This window comes from Kitasatospora sp. NPDC088264 (assembly GCF_040685715.1).
GTDB lineage: Bacteria > Actinomycetota > Actinomycetes > Streptomycetales > Streptomycetaceae > Kitasatospora.
Genome location: NZ_JBFBIR010000034.1, coordinates 70,461 through 87,973, shown reverse-complemented (window position 1 = coordinate 87,973; position 17,513 = coordinate 70,461). Strand labels below are relative to the sequence as shown.

Below are 17,513 nucleotides of genomic sequence, written 5' to 3'. Positions count from 1 at the left end.
CGACCAGCGACGAGCATCGATCTCGGATATGTCCCCACCCATGAACAGCTCAACGAGCTAACCCGACAACCGTCACGGTAAGCACCGTTGCAGTACTAACCCAGTCTGGAGGATGAGAGGTCTGCTGGGGCACTCATGCCCGGTTAGAGAGAGGAGTTCGAAGCTCCACGCGGAGTCGGATCGAGGTGTCGACGGGCAGTCCCGTGCTGGAGTAGCGAAGCTCCTTCGAGTAGTTCGCGATGAGGTCGAGATCCCGCAACTGCCGCTGCAACTCGGAAGCCAGAGCTTCGTCCGTATCAGGGACGAGCTCGTCTTCTTCCTGTTCGGCGAGGTACTCCAGGTGTTGGTCAACGGCTTCCACCGCCCGGCGGCTGGTCCAATGGGCGAAGTCGTAGCAGCCGAACAGATAGGCGTGAGCGGCATACAACGTCGCGGTTGCGGCCGACTCGTCCGCATCATCGGGCCCGTCCTGGCCGTCGTTGTGGCAGTACTCGCTGAGCATGTACTCGGCGACACCGCGGTTCACTGCCGAGAACGCCGTCGTGTCGCCGAGGACGCCCTCCCACACAGAGTTCAACAGGGGGCGAAGGCCCACGGTGAACGGCGCCTGCTCGTCCTCGGGCAGGGCCTCGTGCCAGTTCATGAGCCGTTCCGCGACACCGGCAGCGAACACGCCACGTTCACTGGTCGACGCCGCCTTCAGCCGCTCCTCCACCAGCACTGAAAGCTCTTGCCACGTGTCCATACGAGCCACCCCCGAGTCGTGAAACCAGCGTGCTCACGCTGGCAACGGCGATCATCGCATCCACCAGGGACAACGCATCAGGCGCGGCCCACCTGTCGGCGTACACGGGTAAGTGCTCAGCCGCGTACTGCTGAACGTGCTCACCTGCCCGGTTCGGCGGGAGCCTTCTCTCACCGTGTGGTTGCCCGGCGGTGAGTGGCGCGGATCAGTACGGTGATCAGGGCCGCCAGGTCGAGGGCGCCGTCCGGGTCGTCCGCGTAGCGGGTGGTCTGCAGCGGCCCCACTTCGTCCAGGCGTACTCCCTCCGTGTCCAGGACGTGAGCGAGGACCAGTACTGCCAGGCGGGCGTTGCCGTCCGGGTAGGGGTGGAAGAAGGCGATGTCGAGGTACGCCCTGGCCGCGCGGGCTGGCAGGGGGACCGACAGGGCGGCGCTCTGGTGTAGGCAAGCGGCGAAGTCCTGCCAGGTGTGGGGCGTGAGCCCGTATCGTTCCCGGCCGTCCTTGGCGAAGGCGTCGCTCTGACGCAGGCGCACCTCGTTCACACCTAGGACCAGCTTCTGCCAGCCGGCCAGAAGGGTCGGGGTGAGCGGCTCTCCCTGTGAGGCATCGGCGCGGGACAGGGTCATCGCGGCGAGCAGCCGGTCGGCGCGGTCCGGGTCGCGGAGGCGGACCGGACCGTCGAACCAGGCGGCGAGTCCGTCCACGGCCGTGCACACCGGTGCCGCGCGCACGCTCGCGGCCGAGGACCAGTCGACCTGCTCCCTGACCTTGCACCACGTGGCCAGCGCGTCATCGCTCACGGTAGAACCCGCGGCCGGTCGGGCGAATCGCCAGGTCCTCTCCCACCGTGTCGACCAGGGGCGGGGCGGGCGCACTGTGGCTCTTGAACCGGCCGCCGATCGCGGCTTCCACCGCCTTCTGCGCCTCTTCCAGTCCCAGGCCGGTGGAGGTAAGGAACCAGGTCAGCGTCGTCTCGCAGATCCCGTACCAGGACGACTCGGCGTGGGTGCTGTTGACGACCGCGGTGACCAGGCGGGTCACCGCGCGTTCCAGGTGCCAGCTGCGGTCCTCGGCGTCCGTACCGGGAAGGGGTGCAAGCTGCTCGAACCGCTCGGCCATGTCCTCCAGCCAGTCACGCCACTCCAGCAGGCAGGTCACGACGCGTTCGGCGGTCTCCGACGCCTCTCCGACCGAGTGCGAATCGCAGCACCAGGTCTCGACGGGACCGCCGTGGTGGTTCGAATGGTCCCAACCGCAGGCCCACCGGCCATAACGGGACACCAGGAGCACGGTGACCTCGTCGATGAATCGAAAGCCCGCCATCCGCTCGGCACCGATGGGAGGCGCCATCGGAACGACCAGCGCCGTCAGCCGCGCCGCCTCGTCGTCGTCCCAGTCGAAAGCGTTCCGGCCGGGGGTAGCAGCGGACCACGGCAGGTCCCAGGCTCGTTCGCGGTGGATGGACGTGGCGTACCTCCGAGGTGAGACATGACGGAACAACTGACCGATCATGCCGACCAGGTCGAGACCTGTCATCCCAATTTGTTGACCACCGACCTGCGTCTCCCGCCGCCCGGCTGCCTTCACCCAGCCGGGCACATTCACGTGTACCTGCCTGAGCACTTACCCGTGTACGCCGACAGCTGTCGGCGTACACCCGAATGTGCGCCGGCCGGTACAGCGGAACGTGCACGGCCATCCCGGCTTTTTGGCCCAGTGCTGTGGCGCCAGGGTCCCCCGTCTGGTCAGGATCCGGGACAGTCGTCACCATCAACGGGGCCCTCTCCCGGAGGCGGCTGGGGTATGCCTCCGGGCCTTCCGGGTCCCGTGTCGCCTTGGGGCGCATCTGCCCGGCGCATCGGGCGGGGAACGCGGAAAGGTCCGAAGGTGCGTTCCTACTGACTTCGGCTTGTCAGGGTGAGGTTGGGGTGTCGAGGGTGAGGCCGGTGCCGGCTATGAAGCCGTCGATGGTGTCGGGCCGGTACTGCAGGCGTTTGAGGCGGTTGCGGACGAGGGTTTCGAGTCGGTCGAGGGCGACCACGGCGAGGTTGGCGAGGCTGCGCTTGACGTGTGCCCAGACCCATTCGACGGGGTTGAGGTCGGGTGAGTAGGCGGGGAGGAGGAAGACCGTCAGCCAGGTGCGCTGGGCGATCAACTCGCGCATGGCGTGGGAGACGTGGGTGTTGAGGCGGTCCCAGACCAGCACGATCGGTGCTTTGACGAGGTGGTGGGCACCGTCGACCAGGGCGATGAAGTCGCGCTCGCTCATGCTGCGGCGCTGACCCCTGCCTGCGGGGTGCGTGCGCAGGCGGTGGCACAGCCGGGTGCGGGAGCCGGGCCGCGTGGCGATCAGCCCGGCCACCGACAGGCGTCCCGAGCGGCGGCCGCTGACGGTCACGACCGGTGTGCGGCCCCGTCGGCCCCAGGTGCGTCCTTTGGGCGGTCGGCGGGTGAACCCTGCCTCGTCCTCGAAGCAGATGTAGCCCCCGCAGGCCGCCCGGGCGCTTTTACCTCCGCCCACGTCACCTCCTTCCACGCGGTGACGGCCTGCTCGTCCCGCTCGGCCACCCTGCGTACGGGGACCTGCGGGCTGAAGCCGAGCCGGTGCATCAGCCTCGTGGCGCCCGAGACGCTGTACGAGACGTGGAACTTCCGCCCGATCAGCGTGGCCACTCTGGCCGCGGTCCACACCTGGTCCTCCACCCAGCCGTGTGCGGCCGGGCCCTGCTCCAGGTACGCGGCGAGCTTCTCCAGGCGACGCGGAGACAACCGGCACCGCGCCCCACCCGGGCCGCGAGAGGCCAGCGCCTGGACACCGCCCTCGCGCCACAACTGGTGCCACTGGTAGGCCGACTTCGGACTCACCCGCAGACGTCGGGCCACCTCTGCCGGCTTGACCTCCTGCTCGAACAGCTCGGCCGCCTGAACCCGCACCGACTCCCGGCGCAGCCGTCCCGTGGCGGTCAGCCCGCCCCCATCCGCATATCTCACACACCATCGGATACAGCCACCACAACGAGCCCGTCAGGCAAACCAGGACAGTTCACCCTGACGAGCCGAAGTCAGTAACGGGATTCCAGGGCCGACCGGGTGACGTTCCTGAGGAACAGCACCGGCGTCGCCGCTGTGGTTACCGCGAACACCCCGAAGGCCAGCCGCATGCCGCCCAGTTCGGCCAGCAGGCCCACCAGAGCCGCACCGAGCGGCATGGCGCCGAAGCTGAAGAGCCGAGCCGCCGCGTCGTAGCGGCCGAGCATCTCGTCGGGGACCTTGCGCTGGGCGACGGTCCGGGAGTTGACCGTCCAGAGCGTGCCGCCCATACCGCCGAGGAAGGCACCGCCCGCCACTGCCCAGATGTTGGTGGTCAGGGCGGGCAGCGCCACCATCGCGGCGGTGCCGATCAGGTCGGCGAACATCGCCCGGCGAACACCGAGCAGCCGGTTCACCCAGGTCACAGCCATCGTGCCGGCCAGCCCGCCGATGCCGAGGGCGCTGAGCACAATGCCGTACTGCTGCGGTCCGAGTTCCATGGCCTGCTGGGCGTAGAGCGGCATGAGCGCCAGCCAGGCGCCCCAGACGGCGGCGAGCACGCCGACGACCAGCGACAGTGTGCGCAGCACCTCGTCTCGCCAGAGGAAGCGCAGCCCCTCGGCGATCCGGCTGTTGACCGAGACGGGAGCCGCGTCCGGGGCGGGCCCGTCGGCCCGGAAGTGGCCCACCAGCAGGAGCAGGGCCAGGGCAGCGACCGCGTAGGAGGCGCTTATCAGCCCCAGCGCGAGACCCGTCCCGGCGGCCAGCAGCAGCCCGCCGATGAAAGGCCCGGCGAACTCCTGCCCCACGGTCTCGGCCCCCACCATCCAGACGTTGGCGCGCTGCCGGCCCGCAGCCGGCACCGCAGCCGGTACCAGAGCGGAGGCGGAGGTCGAGGCCAGTACGTCGGCGACGCCGAGGATCACCCCGGCGGTGAAGAGCTGGCCGAGCGTGAGGGCACCGGTAACGGCTGAGACGGTGAGCCAGCCCATCGCAGCCAGCCGCATCCCATTTGCGCCCCAGAGCAGCCGCCTCCGGTCGAAGCGGTCGACGATCACGCCGATGTGCAAGGCGACAAGCAGCCAGGGCAGCGTGAGGGTCAACGAGACGGCGGTGACCTGGGCGGGAGAGCTGGTGAGCTGGGCTGCGAGCAGGGGGAGGGCCATCTTCATCACGCCGTCGGCGAGGTTGGTCGCGGCGGTGAAGCCGACCAGGACAGCGGTGTTGCGGCGACCAGGGTCTGGTGGGGCGCAGGGCCCCAGTGTCGACGTGCCGAGGCTTTTGTCGGTCTGCGTTCGTTCAGGCACCGCTGTGACCATGACCATCCCCTAACTACCTAACGCTTTAGCCGGTGAGATCACTTTGACGTACACCCCCGCCATCGCGCAACCGGTAAAACGTTTAGGCGGTAGAGTGGTGGAAACCTGTAGGAGGTGACCCGCAATGCTGGAGCCACCGGCCTCAGCCGTCCTGGTGGAGGCGTTCGCCAACACGGTCGACGTGGAAGAGACACATGATGAGATCGCCACCCCGGCCGGACTGGCCGACTGGCTGAAGGACCGCGGCCTGCTCGACGCACCCTGCGAGATCCCCACTGAAGTGCACGAGAACTATGTGACCCTTCGCGCAGGCATCCGCGAGGAGTTGGGCGCCCATGTCGGCGACACCCCCGACGCGGAACTGCTCGCCGCGGCGGACCGGGTGCTGGCCGAACACCCTGTGCTGGTCACGGTGCGCGGCTCACTGACCCCTGCGGCGGAGCTACCGGCGGAGTGTGGGCCGCTGGCCACGCTGGCGATCGCGTGGAGTGAGCTGGTCACGACCGGGGATGCTGCCCGACTCAAGCGCTGCGCAGAGCACACCTGCGGTTGGGCTTTCTGGGATGTGTCGAAGAACCGCAGCCGCCGCTGGTGCTCGATGAAGGTGTGCGGGAACCGCAACAAGAGCCGGTCCTACGCGTCCCGGCAACGGCAGACGATCTAGCCGTCGGTCGGCCGCGTTCCTGGGGAGTAGGGCATTGTGGTGCACGTTCGTGTGTACCGGGCTGTGCACTTTCACGCGAACGCCGACAGCAGCCTCCTGGTCGGCCGGGAGTCCGGCAGGCACCGGGCCGTAATGGATCTCCGGACCGGGTTTCACGTGGCGAGGCGGTCCGACCAACTGCGGGCACACCGACCGTTCGCCGCAGATACCGCAGATCCAGATCCGCGACGCCTTCTCACCCTGCGGACGTCGATGCCGCCCCGAGCCCGACTCCGTCACATCCCAGGCCATGCCCTGCCCATCGATCCACCCAGCCCACCGGCACGGCCCCGCCGGCGACGGGCCAGCAGGCCACACCGGCAACGGACACAGGGCACAGGCGCAGCAGCGGGCACGGACGGCGGACGGCGGGGAGCAGCCGAGGCCGGCGGACCGGGCAGCGGGCGCAACACGCGCAGCCAGGCCCCTCCCCGCCACATCACACTCGGTCAGAGCTGTGCAGTACAGCTGTGTTCAGGGACGCTCAGTCGTGGATCTCCCAAGCCCTCTGCGGGAACCAGTGGGGGAGGTCGTCGAGCGCCTCCGCGGGGAAGAACACCGGCCGGGTAAGAAGACGGTCGCCCTCCCGTTGGACGTTGACCATCAAGCCGAGGGAGTACGAGCAGGGCACACCCGCGCTCATGTAGGCGAGCTCGTCGTCCGGACGCGTCTCGGCGCGCTCCAGCATCCACCGCTCCAGCACGGACGGCACCCGCCCGACGAGAGCGGTCCCCTCCGCGGTGACCTGCGGGCCGCACAGGGCGTCGACCACGATGCCGGACAGCCGTTCGTCCTGGTAGTAGAGCTGGGGCCCGAACTCCCGGAACAGACCCTCACTGACCCTCCAAGTGCTGTCGCCCCGCCCGCCGGTCCACGTGCGGTGCTCGACATCTGCGGTGACACCACTCATCGAGTCCGTCACCTCGTCAGCACTCATACCGAAACGCAACGGTCCCACAGCCGTGAACGGCTCCAGCACCCACTGCTCGCGTTCCTCGTCCGGCCGGACATTCCACCATCCCTTAAACATGATCAACACCCTGCCCGTCCCCACTGACACACAGGGCAGCCGGACCGCTGAACCCCACGAAGGCCATCCACCAAGGCGGCCTGACAGCCACCCAGCAGCCGACCCTGGACTTCTACCTGCCAATGTCCTCGCTCATCAACTGCTGCAGTCGGTCCCTCAGGTCACCCGCACGATCCTTCGCCTCGTCCAACGCGGCCATGTCAAGGGCGTCGAACCCGTCCGCCATGTCGCGGCTCCGGCTCAACTCTCGAAACACCGCGTCCGCGGCGAGCACTACGTCCGCCGGCGCCACAACATGAAGCCGCTGCCGCACCGCCCCCAGACCATGGGCGGTGAACGCCTCCTGCACAGCCTCACCCCGCTCGCCCGGGGGCAAGGCCCGCAACACCTTCAGCAACGCCTGCGCGGCCTCCTCCAGCGCGGTCAGGAACTCGCCGTAGACACGCACCCTCAGCTCTCGCGTCCACCGACGCTCCTCCCACCGCGCCCGACGCAGCTCCGCCAAATGCGTCGCCACGGCCCCCAGACACACACCCACCAACGCGAACACCGGCGCTATCCAACTCCCCATGGCCAAACCGCTACCCAGCCTCCCCGCCCAGCACACGACAAGCGGCCCAGGGCTTCGGCGTAGTTGACGGACGCCCGGTTTGTGGTGATCTGTTGGCTGGTGGGTGCCCTGAAGGCAGGACAGGCACGGCTTCCAAGATCATGGAGTTCTCGACGCCCCGTGACCTGTCTGGAAGACCGTGCCTGCCGACGCAGCATCCCCGATCCCGCCTGCCCTTGACCAGCTACGCGAGCAGTCCGACGCCGCTCCCGGGGAGGTCCCCTGCCTGCTGGAGCGACTGGCCCAGGTACCTGACCCACGCGATCCGCGCGGCTGGAGCCCCGCCATGTAGCTGTCGTGGGTCTCGTCGTAGCACGTGGCCAGGCCCCGCCACGCTCGGATTCCGTGGGAGACCGGTTGCCCGCCCGCGCTGCCGCGCCTCTTTCGGTACGGCCCGTTCAGACAGCGGAAAGGTGCAGCTTGAACGGCGAACCGTTGGAGCTGGGCGTCCAGCCGTTCGACCGCGCGGCCCGAATACCTGCGGCGACTTCGCGCGGTAGGACGACCTCAGCCGGCACCATGTTCGGTTCGAGCACGGCCGGCCGACCGGTCTCCACGACGAGCGTCGTTCCGGGACAGGCCGCGTCCTCCACCATGTAACCCAAGGTGATGCCGTCGTAGTCGCAGCACGGTTTCCTGCTCACTCGCCAGCGGTACTCGACGCCGTCGACGACAATCCGGCGGGAACCCTTCTTCGCCAGTGCCACTCTTTGCCCTTCGGCCTTCGACTGCTCGTATATGTCTGTCGCCGCCAGTCTCCCTGTACGGCACACGCGTGTCACCGGGTTTGGCCCAGAGCTTCGGCGCAGTCGCTTGGCATCTGCTTTGTGATCACGCAAGGCCGAGGAGCGCGAGGGGCCGGCGTGCGTCGCGCGCGTTGCGGCGGAGGCCGGCCGCAATGTTCCTGACGCCGCTCAGCCGCAGGGCTCCAACAGCGAGGTTGCGCCAGGTCGCCATGGCGCGGGGAGCGTTCCCGGTTCGCAGTTGGGAGGCGTCCTCGGCGAAGGTCGTGTCGCGGACGTGGTGCAGGGCCTCAATCTTCCAGTGGCCCCGGATCAGTTGCGCGAGCTGGGCGGGAGTGGCCTGTTCGGCGGTCAGGCTGGTGACCGCATAGATGGTCGCGATGGTGGTCTTGCCGGTTTTGCGGTCGGTGCGGCGGCGCTTGACCTGGACCGCCTGGCAGGCACCGGGGAAGAGCAGGTTGTTGACGGTGGCGACCTTAATCCGGCGGATCTCGGAACGGCCGTGTCCGATTCCCCGGGTGCGTCCCTGGAGCGGAATGTCCTTCCAGGGAAGGGATTTGAGCTGTCTGCGCAACTTCTTCTGGTTGTCCTTGACGATCGCGATGTAGTGGGCCCGGCGGCCGAGGAGGTAGGCGGCGTGCTCGCGCTGGGTGTGCAGTGCGTCGCTGGTGACCACCATTCCGGCGAGGTCCGCGACGCTGTCCAGCAGCGGCTGGAAGCGGGTGGTCTCGCCGGTCTTCTCGCCGACGTCGAGCTGGGCCAGGACCAGGCCGTTGGTGTGCTCCACCGCAGCGAGCAGGTGGATCTTCCGGCCGTCGGCCCTGGCCGCGCCGCGCAGGCTCTTGCCGTCCACAGACAGTGCGCGCAGCCCGGAGTTCGTTGGTCGGCGGTCGGCGAGCCAGCCACCTACCGCCCGGTCCAGGGCGTCGCCGTCGATGCGGGTCAGCAGCCGGCGGACCGTCGCCTCGGCCGGGACCAGCCGCCTGGGCAGCAGCGGGTCGGGGTGCACGCCGAGGTGTTCCAGCACGTACGGCGGCGCGTCCGTGATCCACTCGCCGACCGCCAGCAGCGAGGTCGCCCCGGCCAATACCGCGCATGCCGTCAGGGTGAGGACGACGGCCAGCGTGTACCGCACACCGCGCGGATCGCGTGGGTCAGGTACCTGGGCCAGTCGCTCCAGCAGGCAGGGGACCTCCCCGGGAGCGGCGTCGGACTGCTCGCGTAGCTGGTCAAGGGCAGGCGGGATCGGAGATGCTGCGTCGGCAGGCACGGTCTTCCAGACAGGTCACGGGGCGTCGAGAACTCCATGATCTTGGAAGCCGTGCCTGTCCTGCCTTCAGGGCACCCACCAGCCAACAGATCACCACAAACCGGGCGTCCGTCAACTACACCGAAGCCCTGGTGCGGGACCGAGTTGACCGAGATCGTCGAGTCCTTGCCGATTCTCTGAACTTATTGCCGAGCCTTGCTCGTGGCCACGATGTCGATGGCGACTCGAAGCGGTGTCTCCGCATTCCCAAGTAGTGCCCGGGTGATTGCAATCGCCTGGATGATGCTCATTCCGCGCTCGGCTAGGAGGGTCTGGACAGCCTCCATTCCGTCACTCTCAAGGACTGGCCGGGACTGTTCGACCAGCGCTGCCCAGCGTGCGGCCTCCTCGGGGCCTAGCCCGATGACGTGGTCAAACACGACTTCTTCCTTCCCGTGATGGGCAGATGGGTTGCTCACGTCTCGTCAGAGCCCAGTGCTGCGCTCAGAACCTGCACGGCGTCAGCGTATTGAAGGCGGTCGAACTGAAACGGGCCGGACCCCGAATAGTCGCGTGTCTTGCGGTGAGGTTGTTCGAAGGAGTCCCAGGTCACGTGGTCAGGAGTCACTGTGATGCTGGCCATCAGCGGCCAGCATCCCCACTCACCGCATTCACAGCCGAGCACGGGAGTCTTCGGCCCCGTCGCTCCGTTGGATCGTCCATGGAAATGGTCTTCCATCGAGCCGAACTGGAAGAACTGCGGGATAAGGCCCCCATAGGCGTCTCCCGATGGTTGCATCTCAGCGTCCGTCTCGAACTGGTCGATCAAGTCGGTGAGCGGTGTTCCGTCGATGTACGGGACGACTTCAAGCACGCTGCGATACGCGTGGCCTCGGCAGTCGAAGAGGATTTCCTGGTTGGTCATATGCTGATTGTTGCAGCTCGTGCCTTCCTTGTTCCTCCTGATTATGGTGGGCAGCTTCAGGGGATTGAGGGGCGGTGTCCACCAGGTTGAGATCGTCCCTGGTCAGCGAAGGAGCTCGGCGTTGCTGGCGGTCCGCTTCAGCCGGTCCAGGAGCAGTTCCGTGGCCTGCTGGCCGTTGAGGCCGCCCAGGGCCCGGCGCAAGGCCCACGCCGCGGGCGTGCGGGCGGGGCCGAGAAGGAGTTCCTCGCGGCGGGTGCCGGAGGCCTTGACGTCGACTGCCGGGAAGAGGCGCTTGTCGGCGAGGCGGCGGTCGAGGCGGAGCTCCATGTTGCCGGTGCTCTTGAACTCCTCGAAGATCAGGTCGTCCATGCGGGAGCCGGTGTCGACGAGGGCGGTGGCCAGGATGGTCAGCGAGCCGCCGTTCTCGATGTTTCGTGCCGCGCCGAAGAGCCTCTTCGGGTGCTGGAGTGCCGAGGCGTCGAGGCCGCCCGAGAGGGTCCGTCCGTGAGCGGGTGCGGTGGCGTTGTAGGCACGGGCGAGGCGGGTGATGGAGTCGAGCAGCACAACGACGTCGTGGCCGAGTTCGACGAGGCGCTTGGCGCGTTCGACTGCGAGTTCGGCGACGGCGATGTGTTCACGGGCGGGCCGGTCGAAGGTGGAAGCGATGACCTCGCCCTTGACCGCGCGCCGCATGTCGGTGACCTCCTCCGGACGCTCGTCGACCAGGACGACCATCAGGTGCGCCTCGGGGTGGTTGCGGGCGATCGCCGCCGCGACCGTCTGGAGGACGATCGTCTTGCCGGCCTTCGGCGGCGCCACGATCAGACCGCGCTGGCCCTTCCCGATCGGGGCCACCAGGTCGATGACGCGGCCGGTCAGCTGCTGCTGGTCGGTCTCCAGACACAGTTGCTCCTGCGGGTACAGCGGCGTCAGTTCATGGAAGGCGGGCCGGGATTGGGACCTGTCGATGGGGTCGCCGTTGACCGTGTCGATGCGGGCCAGCGGCGTCTGGGCGGCACCGCCCGAACGCGGGCGGGTCGCGCCGGTCAGGACGTCGCCGGGCCGCAGGCCCAGTGCGCGCACCTGGCCGGCGGGCAGGTGAACATCGCTGGACCCGGGGAGGTAGCCGGAGGCGCGCAGGACGGCGCTCCCCTCGCGGATGTCCAGCACACCGGCGACTGGGAGGAGGTCGCTTTCCACGGTGGTGGCCGGCTGCGCCGGCCGGTTGGAGCGGCTGCGCGTTCGCGGCGACGGCAGTGCGGACCGGCCGCCGCGGCTTTCGGCGTCCGCGGGCCGGGGACCGGCCGTCGGCATCGGCGGCCGGCCGGTGGAGCGCTTGGCGGTGATCGCCTCAACGAGTTCGCCCTTACGTAGGCGGGCGGCGCGCGGAATGCCCAGGGCGCAGGCGAGTTGGTGGAGATCTGTCTTCATCAGGCCGTCCAGCGGCCTGGTGGTCGACGGTTCGGTGGTGGTCGTCACGATGAGGTACTCCTGTGGTGTCGAAGGGTATGGCGGCGCCCGGCGGGCCCGGCGTGAGTGGCACGCAGCGGTGGGCGGCTCGGCCGGCCGGGTGCGGGGAGCGGGGAGCGGGAACATGGTTCAGCTGCAGCGCTCGGCATGGGCGTGGGCGCGGCAGCGTTCTCACGGCCCTGCATGGCCGCGGCGGGTGGGAGTCGGTTGCCTGCCGGTGAGGGTTCGCCGGGACACTGCCGGGCAGGGCGCTCTCAGGTGTTGCCGTCGTGCCAGGCACGGAGCAGGAGGAGGGCGGTGGTTTTCCGGTGTCCGGGCCTGCCACGGTGGGGTGCTCCGGTGTGCGGTGGCGCCTGGTTCCCGCACCCTGAGGGTGGGCGTCCAGTATCGCTGTCGCGCATTTTAGCACCTCGCGGCCTGGGCAGCCAGGCGGCGTGCTGTTGGCACCGTTGGCTGTCCAGGCGGATCCGCAGGTGAGGGTTGGTGCTGTTGGGCCAGCGGCGACGACGGTAGGCCGGGTAGTCGGCGATCGCCTCGGCGGTGTAGTCGTCCAGCGGCCGGTCGAATCCGTCCGGGTCGAGGCGGCGGCCGGCCAGGTCGACCTCGTCCAGTTGGAGCGCACGGATGCGCCGGGCGGGCAGTGCGTGGACGCCCGCGAGGGCGACGACCACGCGCAGGGCGGGATCCTGCCGGGCAGCGAGGGCGACGGCGTCGACTTCCTGATCGGAGAACGGAATCGGCACCGCGGCGTGGTTCTTGCCGGTTGTCACCCCTCGCATCGGGTTGGCGAAGACGAGCCGTTCCTTCTTCAGCACGTTGAACAGGCTCCGCAGGGCACTGGCCTCGTGCACCCGGTTAGGGCGGTCGGTTAGGGCGGTCGGCCAGGGCGCGGTCCCGCGCACGCCGCCTCCTTCACCCAAGGGACGATTGTCCGGTGGGATCGCGGTCGCGTTCCGATCGCGGATCTCATCTGTCGGGGCTTCCACACTCGGCTTCCTGACGTTACGTCAGGCCTTCACGACGGTCCTGGCCGCGCGCCCTGGACGGCGCGCCCATCGCCTCGATCACCGACACGCTGCTCGGAGCTCTGCTCGACCTGGCCGCCCATCTCGACCCGCGCGGCTGCGGAACCGACGCCAACGGCGCTGTCGTCAGCGTGTTGCGCCTGATCGTCGCCGCGGCCTACAACACTGCCGAACCCGGCGAAGAGGCGGGGCTCCTGTACGTCACACCAGCCATCGTCGGACTCAAGGGACGGCCGGTATGGCTGGAGCGCCGACGGGCCGGCGGGCCGATCACGGCCAGGTTTCCCGCCGATCGCTGCTGACCGGCATCCTGTCCCGGAGGAGGGCCTGGTGCATACCATTGTCCAGGTGCCGCTCGGAGATCACCAGTGGCCGAGGGTAGGAAGGCCTGCAGTGCAGGTCAGTCAGAGCCGGGAAGCGGCGCGAGGAGAGCGGTGGTCCCGGGCCGCCGCCCGCAGGATCTCGGCCTGGCGAGGACGACGCCGCCCTATCGGACCCGGTGCCTCTCCTCGCCGGTGGCCTTCGGCGCCCGGCCCCACATCCACGCGCCCCCGGCGAGGACGGCCAGCACTCCCAGCACTCCCATGCCAGCGGTCCAGCCCACCCGCTCCAGGACCGCGACGATCAACCCCGCCAGCCCTTCCCCACCGGGGTTCTCCCCCGGGGCCGGTGGCTCACCGTCCGCCAGCAGGCCGAACACCGCGCCGTGCGCTACCTGACTACCTGTCATCTGCATCTCCATCCCCTGGGGAGCCCCGCCCGGCAGACCGCCTCACAGCCTGCCGGGCGCTCCCCCGTGTGTGATCACTCCGCACGGAGCGTCAAGTGTGCGTGCCGACGTGGACAACTGCCGCCTACCGCGTTTCAGTTCCGCCACTGGTCAGGACAGGTGAAGCCAGGGCGATACCGTCGTCTTGGCCACCGGGCCGACTTCCGGCACCTCAACACCCTGGGCATCGTCGGACACTGGACCGGGCGGTCAAACTTCGGCGAGACAACCACCGCTCAGTCAAACTTCGCTGAGACGGGTCAGCGTACGACGCTTCCCGTCGAGGTGTCGTACGCGGTGTGATGGCCGACCGACAGAATCCGCTGACCTGCAGTGGCTGCAAGCGTATCCGCTTCGGTTCCCGTCCGGCCGAAGATCGTTTCCCGTTGGGCAATCGGTGTGGGATTGGTGTGAGTTTGCCAGGCGGGGAACTGCCCGTGCCGGACAGCGACAGTCAGGCGGGTCCGTGCTTCGCACGCATCTCCTCCGGCGAAAGGCGTGATCATCGCGGCTAGGCAGTGTCGTCAAAGTGATTTCGTGGCCCCGCATCGCAAGCCAGCGGCCGGTAGAGATTTGCATGAATGCCATTTGGCAGTCGTGCCACTTCTCTACCTTGGGAGCGTCCGTCGACGAACCTGTGGTCTTTCCTCACCAAGCGAGGGCGCATGAAGCGACACACGAACCCGGCCGCTCCGAACACCGGAACCATCGGCATCGTCCAGATATCCGACCTGCACCTCCGGGACGCTCCGGGGGCCCGGAGCTTCGTCGGTCACGAACCCGACGACGGGCTCGCCGCCGTCCTCGCGGACGCGAAGCAGGCGATCGCGGACGCCGCGCTGGTGGTCGCCACCGGAGACCTGACGGACATCGGCGAGCCGGTCGTGTACGAACGGATGGGCGAGGTCCTGGACGCACTCCCCACCCCGGTCTACTGCCTCGCCGGCAACCACGACCGGCAGGACACACTGCAGGCCTGCCTGCCCCGCCCCAACGTCCACGTGGAGCCCGCTGTCCGGCTCGGGAACTGGCTGATGTTGTTCCTCGACACCAACGCGCACGGCCGCGAGGCCGCCGCCGACGGCACCTACCGCGACCGCGACGACCGGGTGCACGCGGCCCGCCCAGCCCGGCCTCACCCCGGTCGAGGAGGAACGCGCCCGCGCGATCCTGGCCACCACCCGGGCGGAACACGTCTTCGTGTGGCTGCACCAGCCGCCGCTGCTCCAGACCGCCCCGGACGTCCAGAGCTACCGCGAACTCACCGCACTGATGAGCGACTTCCCCAAGATTCGCGCGATCGGCGCCGGCCACCTGCACGGTGACCTGTCCGGCGAGTTCGAGGGGCGCCCCGTGTACGTGTGCCCGTCGACCTTCTTCAGCATCGACCACCTGAACCGGACCTTCCAGGGCCCCGGCTACCGCACCTACACCCTGCATCCCGACGGTCGCGTCGACAGCGAGGTCCACACCGTGTCCGGCGGGATCACCGACACCATGCGTGCCGCGCCGCTCCCCGTCTTCCTCGCCGACCTGCTGGCGGGCCGGATCACCGGAGAGGAGCTCCAGGCCCTGAGCGACGCCGAGTTCGAGGAACGCTTCGGCGAACCGCGCCCGATGCGCCGGCCGTAAGCCCGTACAGCACCGAACCGCGGTAGGCCGCACCTCCGCATCACGCGCTCCCTGGTCGAGGCCTTTGGCTGCGGGCCCGCCCCGGCCGGCATCTCCTGTCCACCCCGTCTCCGCGCGGCGCGTCGGACAGGTCGCCTTCCCCGGCGGCTACGACTACGGCCTGAGATAGGGCCTGCCTCGCCAGCAGAGCCCGCCCCGGGACGGCCGGCACCCCGTGCCGACCGCCCGGGGTGCCGGTCCAAGCCGGGGGCGGGGCCGGATCTGCGCCTTGCAAGTCTCGATGCCGTGGAGCGACGCCACTTTTCTATGGTTGGTCGCGACGGCAGCCGAACGGGCACGCCTCCGAGGAGACCGAGGAACCATGAAACGGCACAAGCACGTTCTGACAGCGGCCATCTGCACCGTCCCCCTCGCACTCACCGCCGGCGCCTGCTCGGCCTCCGACGACCCGGTGTCCGACGGCTCCGCCCAGGCCGCCCCGGCCGCCGACGGCCCGGCGACCGACGGCGGCACACTCAGAGTCGACCTGGACCACCCGTTCGCCAAGCTCGACCCGGCCGACGGCACACTGACCTCGCTCCCCGTGCTGGTCCTCGCCAACGCGCTGTACGACCCGCTGATGGTCACCGGCGACAACGGCGCCGTGAAGCCGTATCTGGCCAAGGCCTTCACCTCCAACGCGGACGCCACTGCCTGGACCCTGGAGCTGCGCGAAGGCGTGAAGTTCAGCGACGGCAAGCCGCTGGACGCCCAGGCCGTGGCCGACCACGTCAACCGGCTGGCCAAGCCGGAGAGCAAGTGCTCCTGCGCCACCGACGCCGCCACCATCGGCGGCATGACAGTGAACAGCCCGACCAGCGTCGTCTTCACCCTCAAGACTCCGAACGCGGCCTTCCCCAACCTGTTCACCCGCTCCCTCGGCTACGTCTTCCAGGCCCCAGCCGGCGACGCACCCGCAGTCGGCTCCGGCCCGTCCACCGTGGAGAGCGTCCAGCCGGGCGTCTCGGTGACCGTCGCCCGCAACCCCTCCTACTGGGGCGACAAGGGCCACGCCGACAGGCTCGTCTACCGGGTGCTGCCCGACGCCGACAGCCGCTACCAGTCGCTGCGCTCCGGCCACACCGACCTGATCTGAGCCGAGACGCCCGCCCAGCTCAAGCAGGCCCCCGCAGACGGACTGCGCGTCGCCACCGGCCCCAGCTCCACCTCCACCATCCTGGCGACTCCTACGCCGCGGGCACCGGTTCGTCGTGGACAGCTATCTCGACGACACCTGCCACTGCAGCGCGGCCGCCTACCCCTCCCTGTTCGCCCAGCAGACGGCACCGGCCTCATTCAGCTTCCAGGCGTGCGGCGGAGCCGTCACCACCGACGTCCCGGCCACCCAGCTCGCCCCGCTCAGCCCGACCACCACCCTGGTCAGCTTGACCGTCGGCGGCAACGACGTCGACTTCAAGGACGTCATGCGGAGCTGCCAGTTCGGCGGCGACAACACCTGCGTCGGCGCCGTCGACACGGCCGAACAGACCGCCCGCACTCAGCTGCCGGCCCGCCTCGACGCCGTGTACAGCGCGGTACGGGAGCGTGCGTCCGGTGCCCGTGTCGTGGTCACCGGCTACCCGCGGTTCTTCAACCCGGCCAGCCCCAGCCTCTGCGCCGGTATGGGCGCCACCAAGCGTGCCGCGCTCAACCGAGGGGCCGACACGCTCAACAGCGTCATCGAGGGCGAGGTCGCCAAGTGCGCCGGATTCGTCTACCAGGACGTGGCCACCCCGTTCGCCGGCCACGAGCTCTGCGACGCGGCTCCGTTCCTCAACGGCCTCATTCTCAATTCCGGCTCGTACCACCCCAACGCCGCCGGCCAGGCAAACGGCTATCTTCCCGCTCTGCGCGCCGACCTCTGAACACCCACACCTGCCGGCGCCACCCGCCCCTCCCTCTGGCCCGCCCCACGAACCCCGCCTGACTAGCAACGACGCTTCCGGCCTCTCGCATGCTCGGAGGGCTGGAAGCGTTCCCAAGCAGCAATACGGCTGGTCAACCCGACATAGTGTCGCGTTGACCAGCCACATTGGGTCGGTTGACCGTGATCGGCACCGGAGTAGTCACTTCCATGAACCCCGCCAAGCGAGTCTGCTCTCGTGCGTCCATCCCCGCCGCTGAAGGCCTTCCGCCCGCGGCGGGGAGCGGCCGATGCCTCGCGGAATCGCCTACGGCTTGGTCAACCGCCGGTGCCACCAGGGGCAGCTCGGCAAGTCCCACC

At 69.0% G+C, this 17,513-nt stretch carries 21 protein-coding genes; 6 read left to right on the top strand and 15 right to left on the bottom strand.

What is annotated here, in order from left to right:
• Positions 1-133: 133 nt before the first annotated feature.
• The 6 genes from AB0O82_RS24640 to AB0O82_RS24615 form a co-directional block, all read right to left on the bottom strand.
• Positions 134-745, bottom strand: a complete 612-nt coding sequence (locus AB0O82_RS24640; protein WP_363586110.1) for a hypothetical protein — start codon at positions 743-745, stop codon at positions 134-136.
• Positions 746-915: 170 nt separating this feature from the next.
• Positions 916-1,545: a hypothetical protein gene (locus tag AB0O82_RS24635; RefSeq protein WP_363586109.1), complete on the bottom strand. Its 630-nt coding sequence runs from the start codon at positions 1,543-1,545 to the stop codon at positions 916-918.
• Positions 1,535-2,344, bottom strand: coding sequence for a hypothetical protein (locus AB0O82_RS24630; RefSeq protein WP_363586108.1), 810 nt, complete (start codon positions 2,342-2,344; stop codon positions 1,535-1,537). Before AB0O82_RS24630 ends, AB0O82_RS24635 begins: the two co-directional genes overlap by 11 nt.
• Before the next feature lie 313 nt (positions 2,345-2,657).
• A complete protein-coding gene (locus AB0O82_RS24625) occupies positions 2,658-3,224 on the bottom strand; it encodes a transposase (RefSeq protein WP_363586115.1) in 567 nt (188 codons plus the stop codon).
• Positions 3,140-3,712 carry a winged helix-turn-helix domain-containing protein gene (locus AB0O82_RS24620; protein WP_363586114.1) on the bottom strand — a complete coding sequence of 191 codons (573 nt, stop codon included), beginning with the start codon at positions 3,710-3,712 and terminating at the stop codon, positions 3,140-3,142. The genes AB0O82_RS24625 and AB0O82_RS24620 overlap by 85 nt, the downstream gene beginning before the upstream one ends.
• 95 nt (positions 3,713-3,807) lie before the next feature.
• Positions 3,808-5,037 (bottom strand): MFS transporter, encoded by a 1,230-nt coding sequence (locus AB0O82_RS24615; protein ID WP_363586113.1) that lies wholly within the window; start codon positions 5,035-5,037, stop codon positions 3,808-3,810.
• 181 nt (positions 5,038-5,218) lie between these two features.
• Between AB0O82_RS24615 and AB0O82_RS24610 the strand changes: the two genes are divergently transcribed.
• Positions 5,219-5,758, top strand: a complete 540-nt coding sequence (locus AB0O82_RS24610) for a CGNR zinc finger domain-containing protein (RefSeq protein ID WP_363586107.1) — start codon at positions 5,219-5,221, stop codon at positions 5,756-5,758.
• 523 nt (positions 5,759-6,281) lie between these two features.
• Here the strand turns inward: AB0O82_RS24610 and AB0O82_RS24605 are convergent.
• The 8 genes from AB0O82_RS24605 to AB0O82_RS24570 form a co-directional block, all read right to left on the bottom strand.
• A complete protein-coding gene (locus AB0O82_RS24605; RefSeq protein WP_363586106.1) occupies positions 6,282-6,734 on the bottom strand; it encodes a hypothetical protein in 453 nt (150 codons plus the stop codon).
• Positions 6,735-6,939: 205 nt separating this feature from the next.
• Positions 6,940-7,275, bottom strand: a complete 336-nt coding sequence (locus AB0O82_RS24600) for a hypothetical protein (RefSeq protein WP_363586105.1) — start codon at positions 7,273-7,275, stop codon at positions 6,940-6,942.
• Positions 7,276-7,835: 560 nt separating this feature from the next.
• Positions 7,836-8,144, bottom strand: a complete 309-nt coding sequence (locus tag AB0O82_RS24595) for a hypothetical protein (RefSeq protein ID WP_363586104.1) — start codon at positions 8,142-8,144, stop codon at positions 7,836-7,838.
• A 124-nt stretch (positions 8,145-8,268) separates the two neighbouring features.
• Positions 8,269-9,315 carry an ISAs1 family transposase gene (locus AB0O82_RS24590; RefSeq protein ID WP_363586102.1) on the bottom strand — a complete coding sequence of 349 codons (1,047 nt, stop codon included), beginning with the start codon at positions 9,313-9,315 and terminating at the stop codon, positions 8,269-8,271.
• 317 nt (positions 9,316-9,632) lie between these two features.
• A complete protein-coding gene (locus AB0O82_RS24585) occupies positions 9,633-9,869 on the bottom strand; it encodes a hypothetical protein (protein WP_363586101.1) in 237 nt (78 codons plus the stop codon).
• A gap of 35 nt (positions 9,870-9,904) precedes the next feature.
• Positions 9,905-10,354 carry a hypothetical protein gene (locus AB0O82_RS24580; protein WP_363586100.1) on the bottom strand — a complete coding sequence of 150 codons (450 nt, stop codon included), beginning with the start codon at positions 10,352-10,354 and terminating at the stop codon, positions 9,905-9,907.
• A gap of 102 nt (positions 10,355-10,456) precedes the next feature.
• Positions 10,457-11,785 (bottom strand): transcription termination factor Rho, encoded by a 1,329-nt coding sequence (gene rho / locus AB0O82_RS24575; RefSeq protein WP_363586112.1) that lies wholly within the window; start codon positions 11,783-11,785, stop codon positions 10,457-10,459.
• A 293-nt stretch (positions 11,786-12,078) separates the two neighbouring features.
• Positions 12,079-12,726 (bottom strand): hypothetical protein, encoded by a 648-nt coding sequence (locus tag AB0O82_RS24570; RefSeq protein WP_363586099.1) that lies wholly within the window; start codon positions 12,724-12,726, stop codon positions 12,079-12,081.
• Between the two features lie 257 nt (positions 12,727-12,983).
• Between AB0O82_RS24570 and AB0O82_RS24565 the strand changes: the two genes are divergently transcribed.
• Complete coding sequence (locus tag AB0O82_RS24565; RefSeq protein WP_363586098.1) at positions 12,984-13,151, top strand: hypothetical protein; 168 nt, start codon at positions 12,984-12,986, stop codon at positions 13,149-13,151.
• A gap of 185 nt (positions 13,152-13,336) precedes the next feature.
• Here AB0O82_RS24565 and AB0O82_RS24560 read toward each other — a convergent pair whose 3' ends face one another.
• A complete protein-coding gene (locus AB0O82_RS24560; protein ID WP_363586097.1) occupies positions 13,337-13,579 on the bottom strand; it encodes a hypothetical protein in 243 nt (80 codons plus the stop codon).
• Between the two features lie 620 nt (positions 13,580-14,199).
• On the opposite strand from AB0O82_RS24560, the gene AB0O82_RS24555 reads away from it, so the two are divergent.
• The 4 genes from AB0O82_RS24555 to AB0O82_RS24540 all read left to right on the top strand — a co-directional run bounded on the left by AB0O82_RS24555 (position 14,200) and on the right by AB0O82_RS24540 (position 17,154).
• Positions 14,200-14,943, top strand: a complete 744-nt coding sequence (locus AB0O82_RS24555; protein ID WP_363586096.1) for a metallophosphoesterase — start codon at positions 14,200-14,202, stop codon at positions 14,941-14,943.
• Entirely contained in the window at positions 14,891-15,250 is a 360-nt protein-coding gene (locus AB0O82_RS24550) for a hypothetical protein (RefSeq protein ID WP_363586094.1), read from the top strand. Before AB0O82_RS24555 ends, AB0O82_RS24550 begins: the two co-directional genes overlap by 53 nt.
• Positions 15,251-15,611: 361 nt before the next feature.
• Positions 15,612-16,385, top strand: coding sequence for an ABC transporter substrate-binding protein (locus tag AB0O82_RS24545; RefSeq protein WP_363586093.1), 774 nt, complete (start codon positions 15,612-15,614; stop codon positions 16,383-16,385).
• A gap of 115 nt (positions 16,386-16,500) precedes the next feature.
• Positions 16,501-17,154 (top strand): SGNH/GDSL hydrolase family protein, encoded by a 654-nt coding sequence (locus AB0O82_RS24540; protein WP_363586092.1) that lies wholly within the window; start codon positions 16,501-16,503, stop codon positions 17,152-17,154.
• Positions 17,155-17,513: the final 359 nt, after the last annotated feature.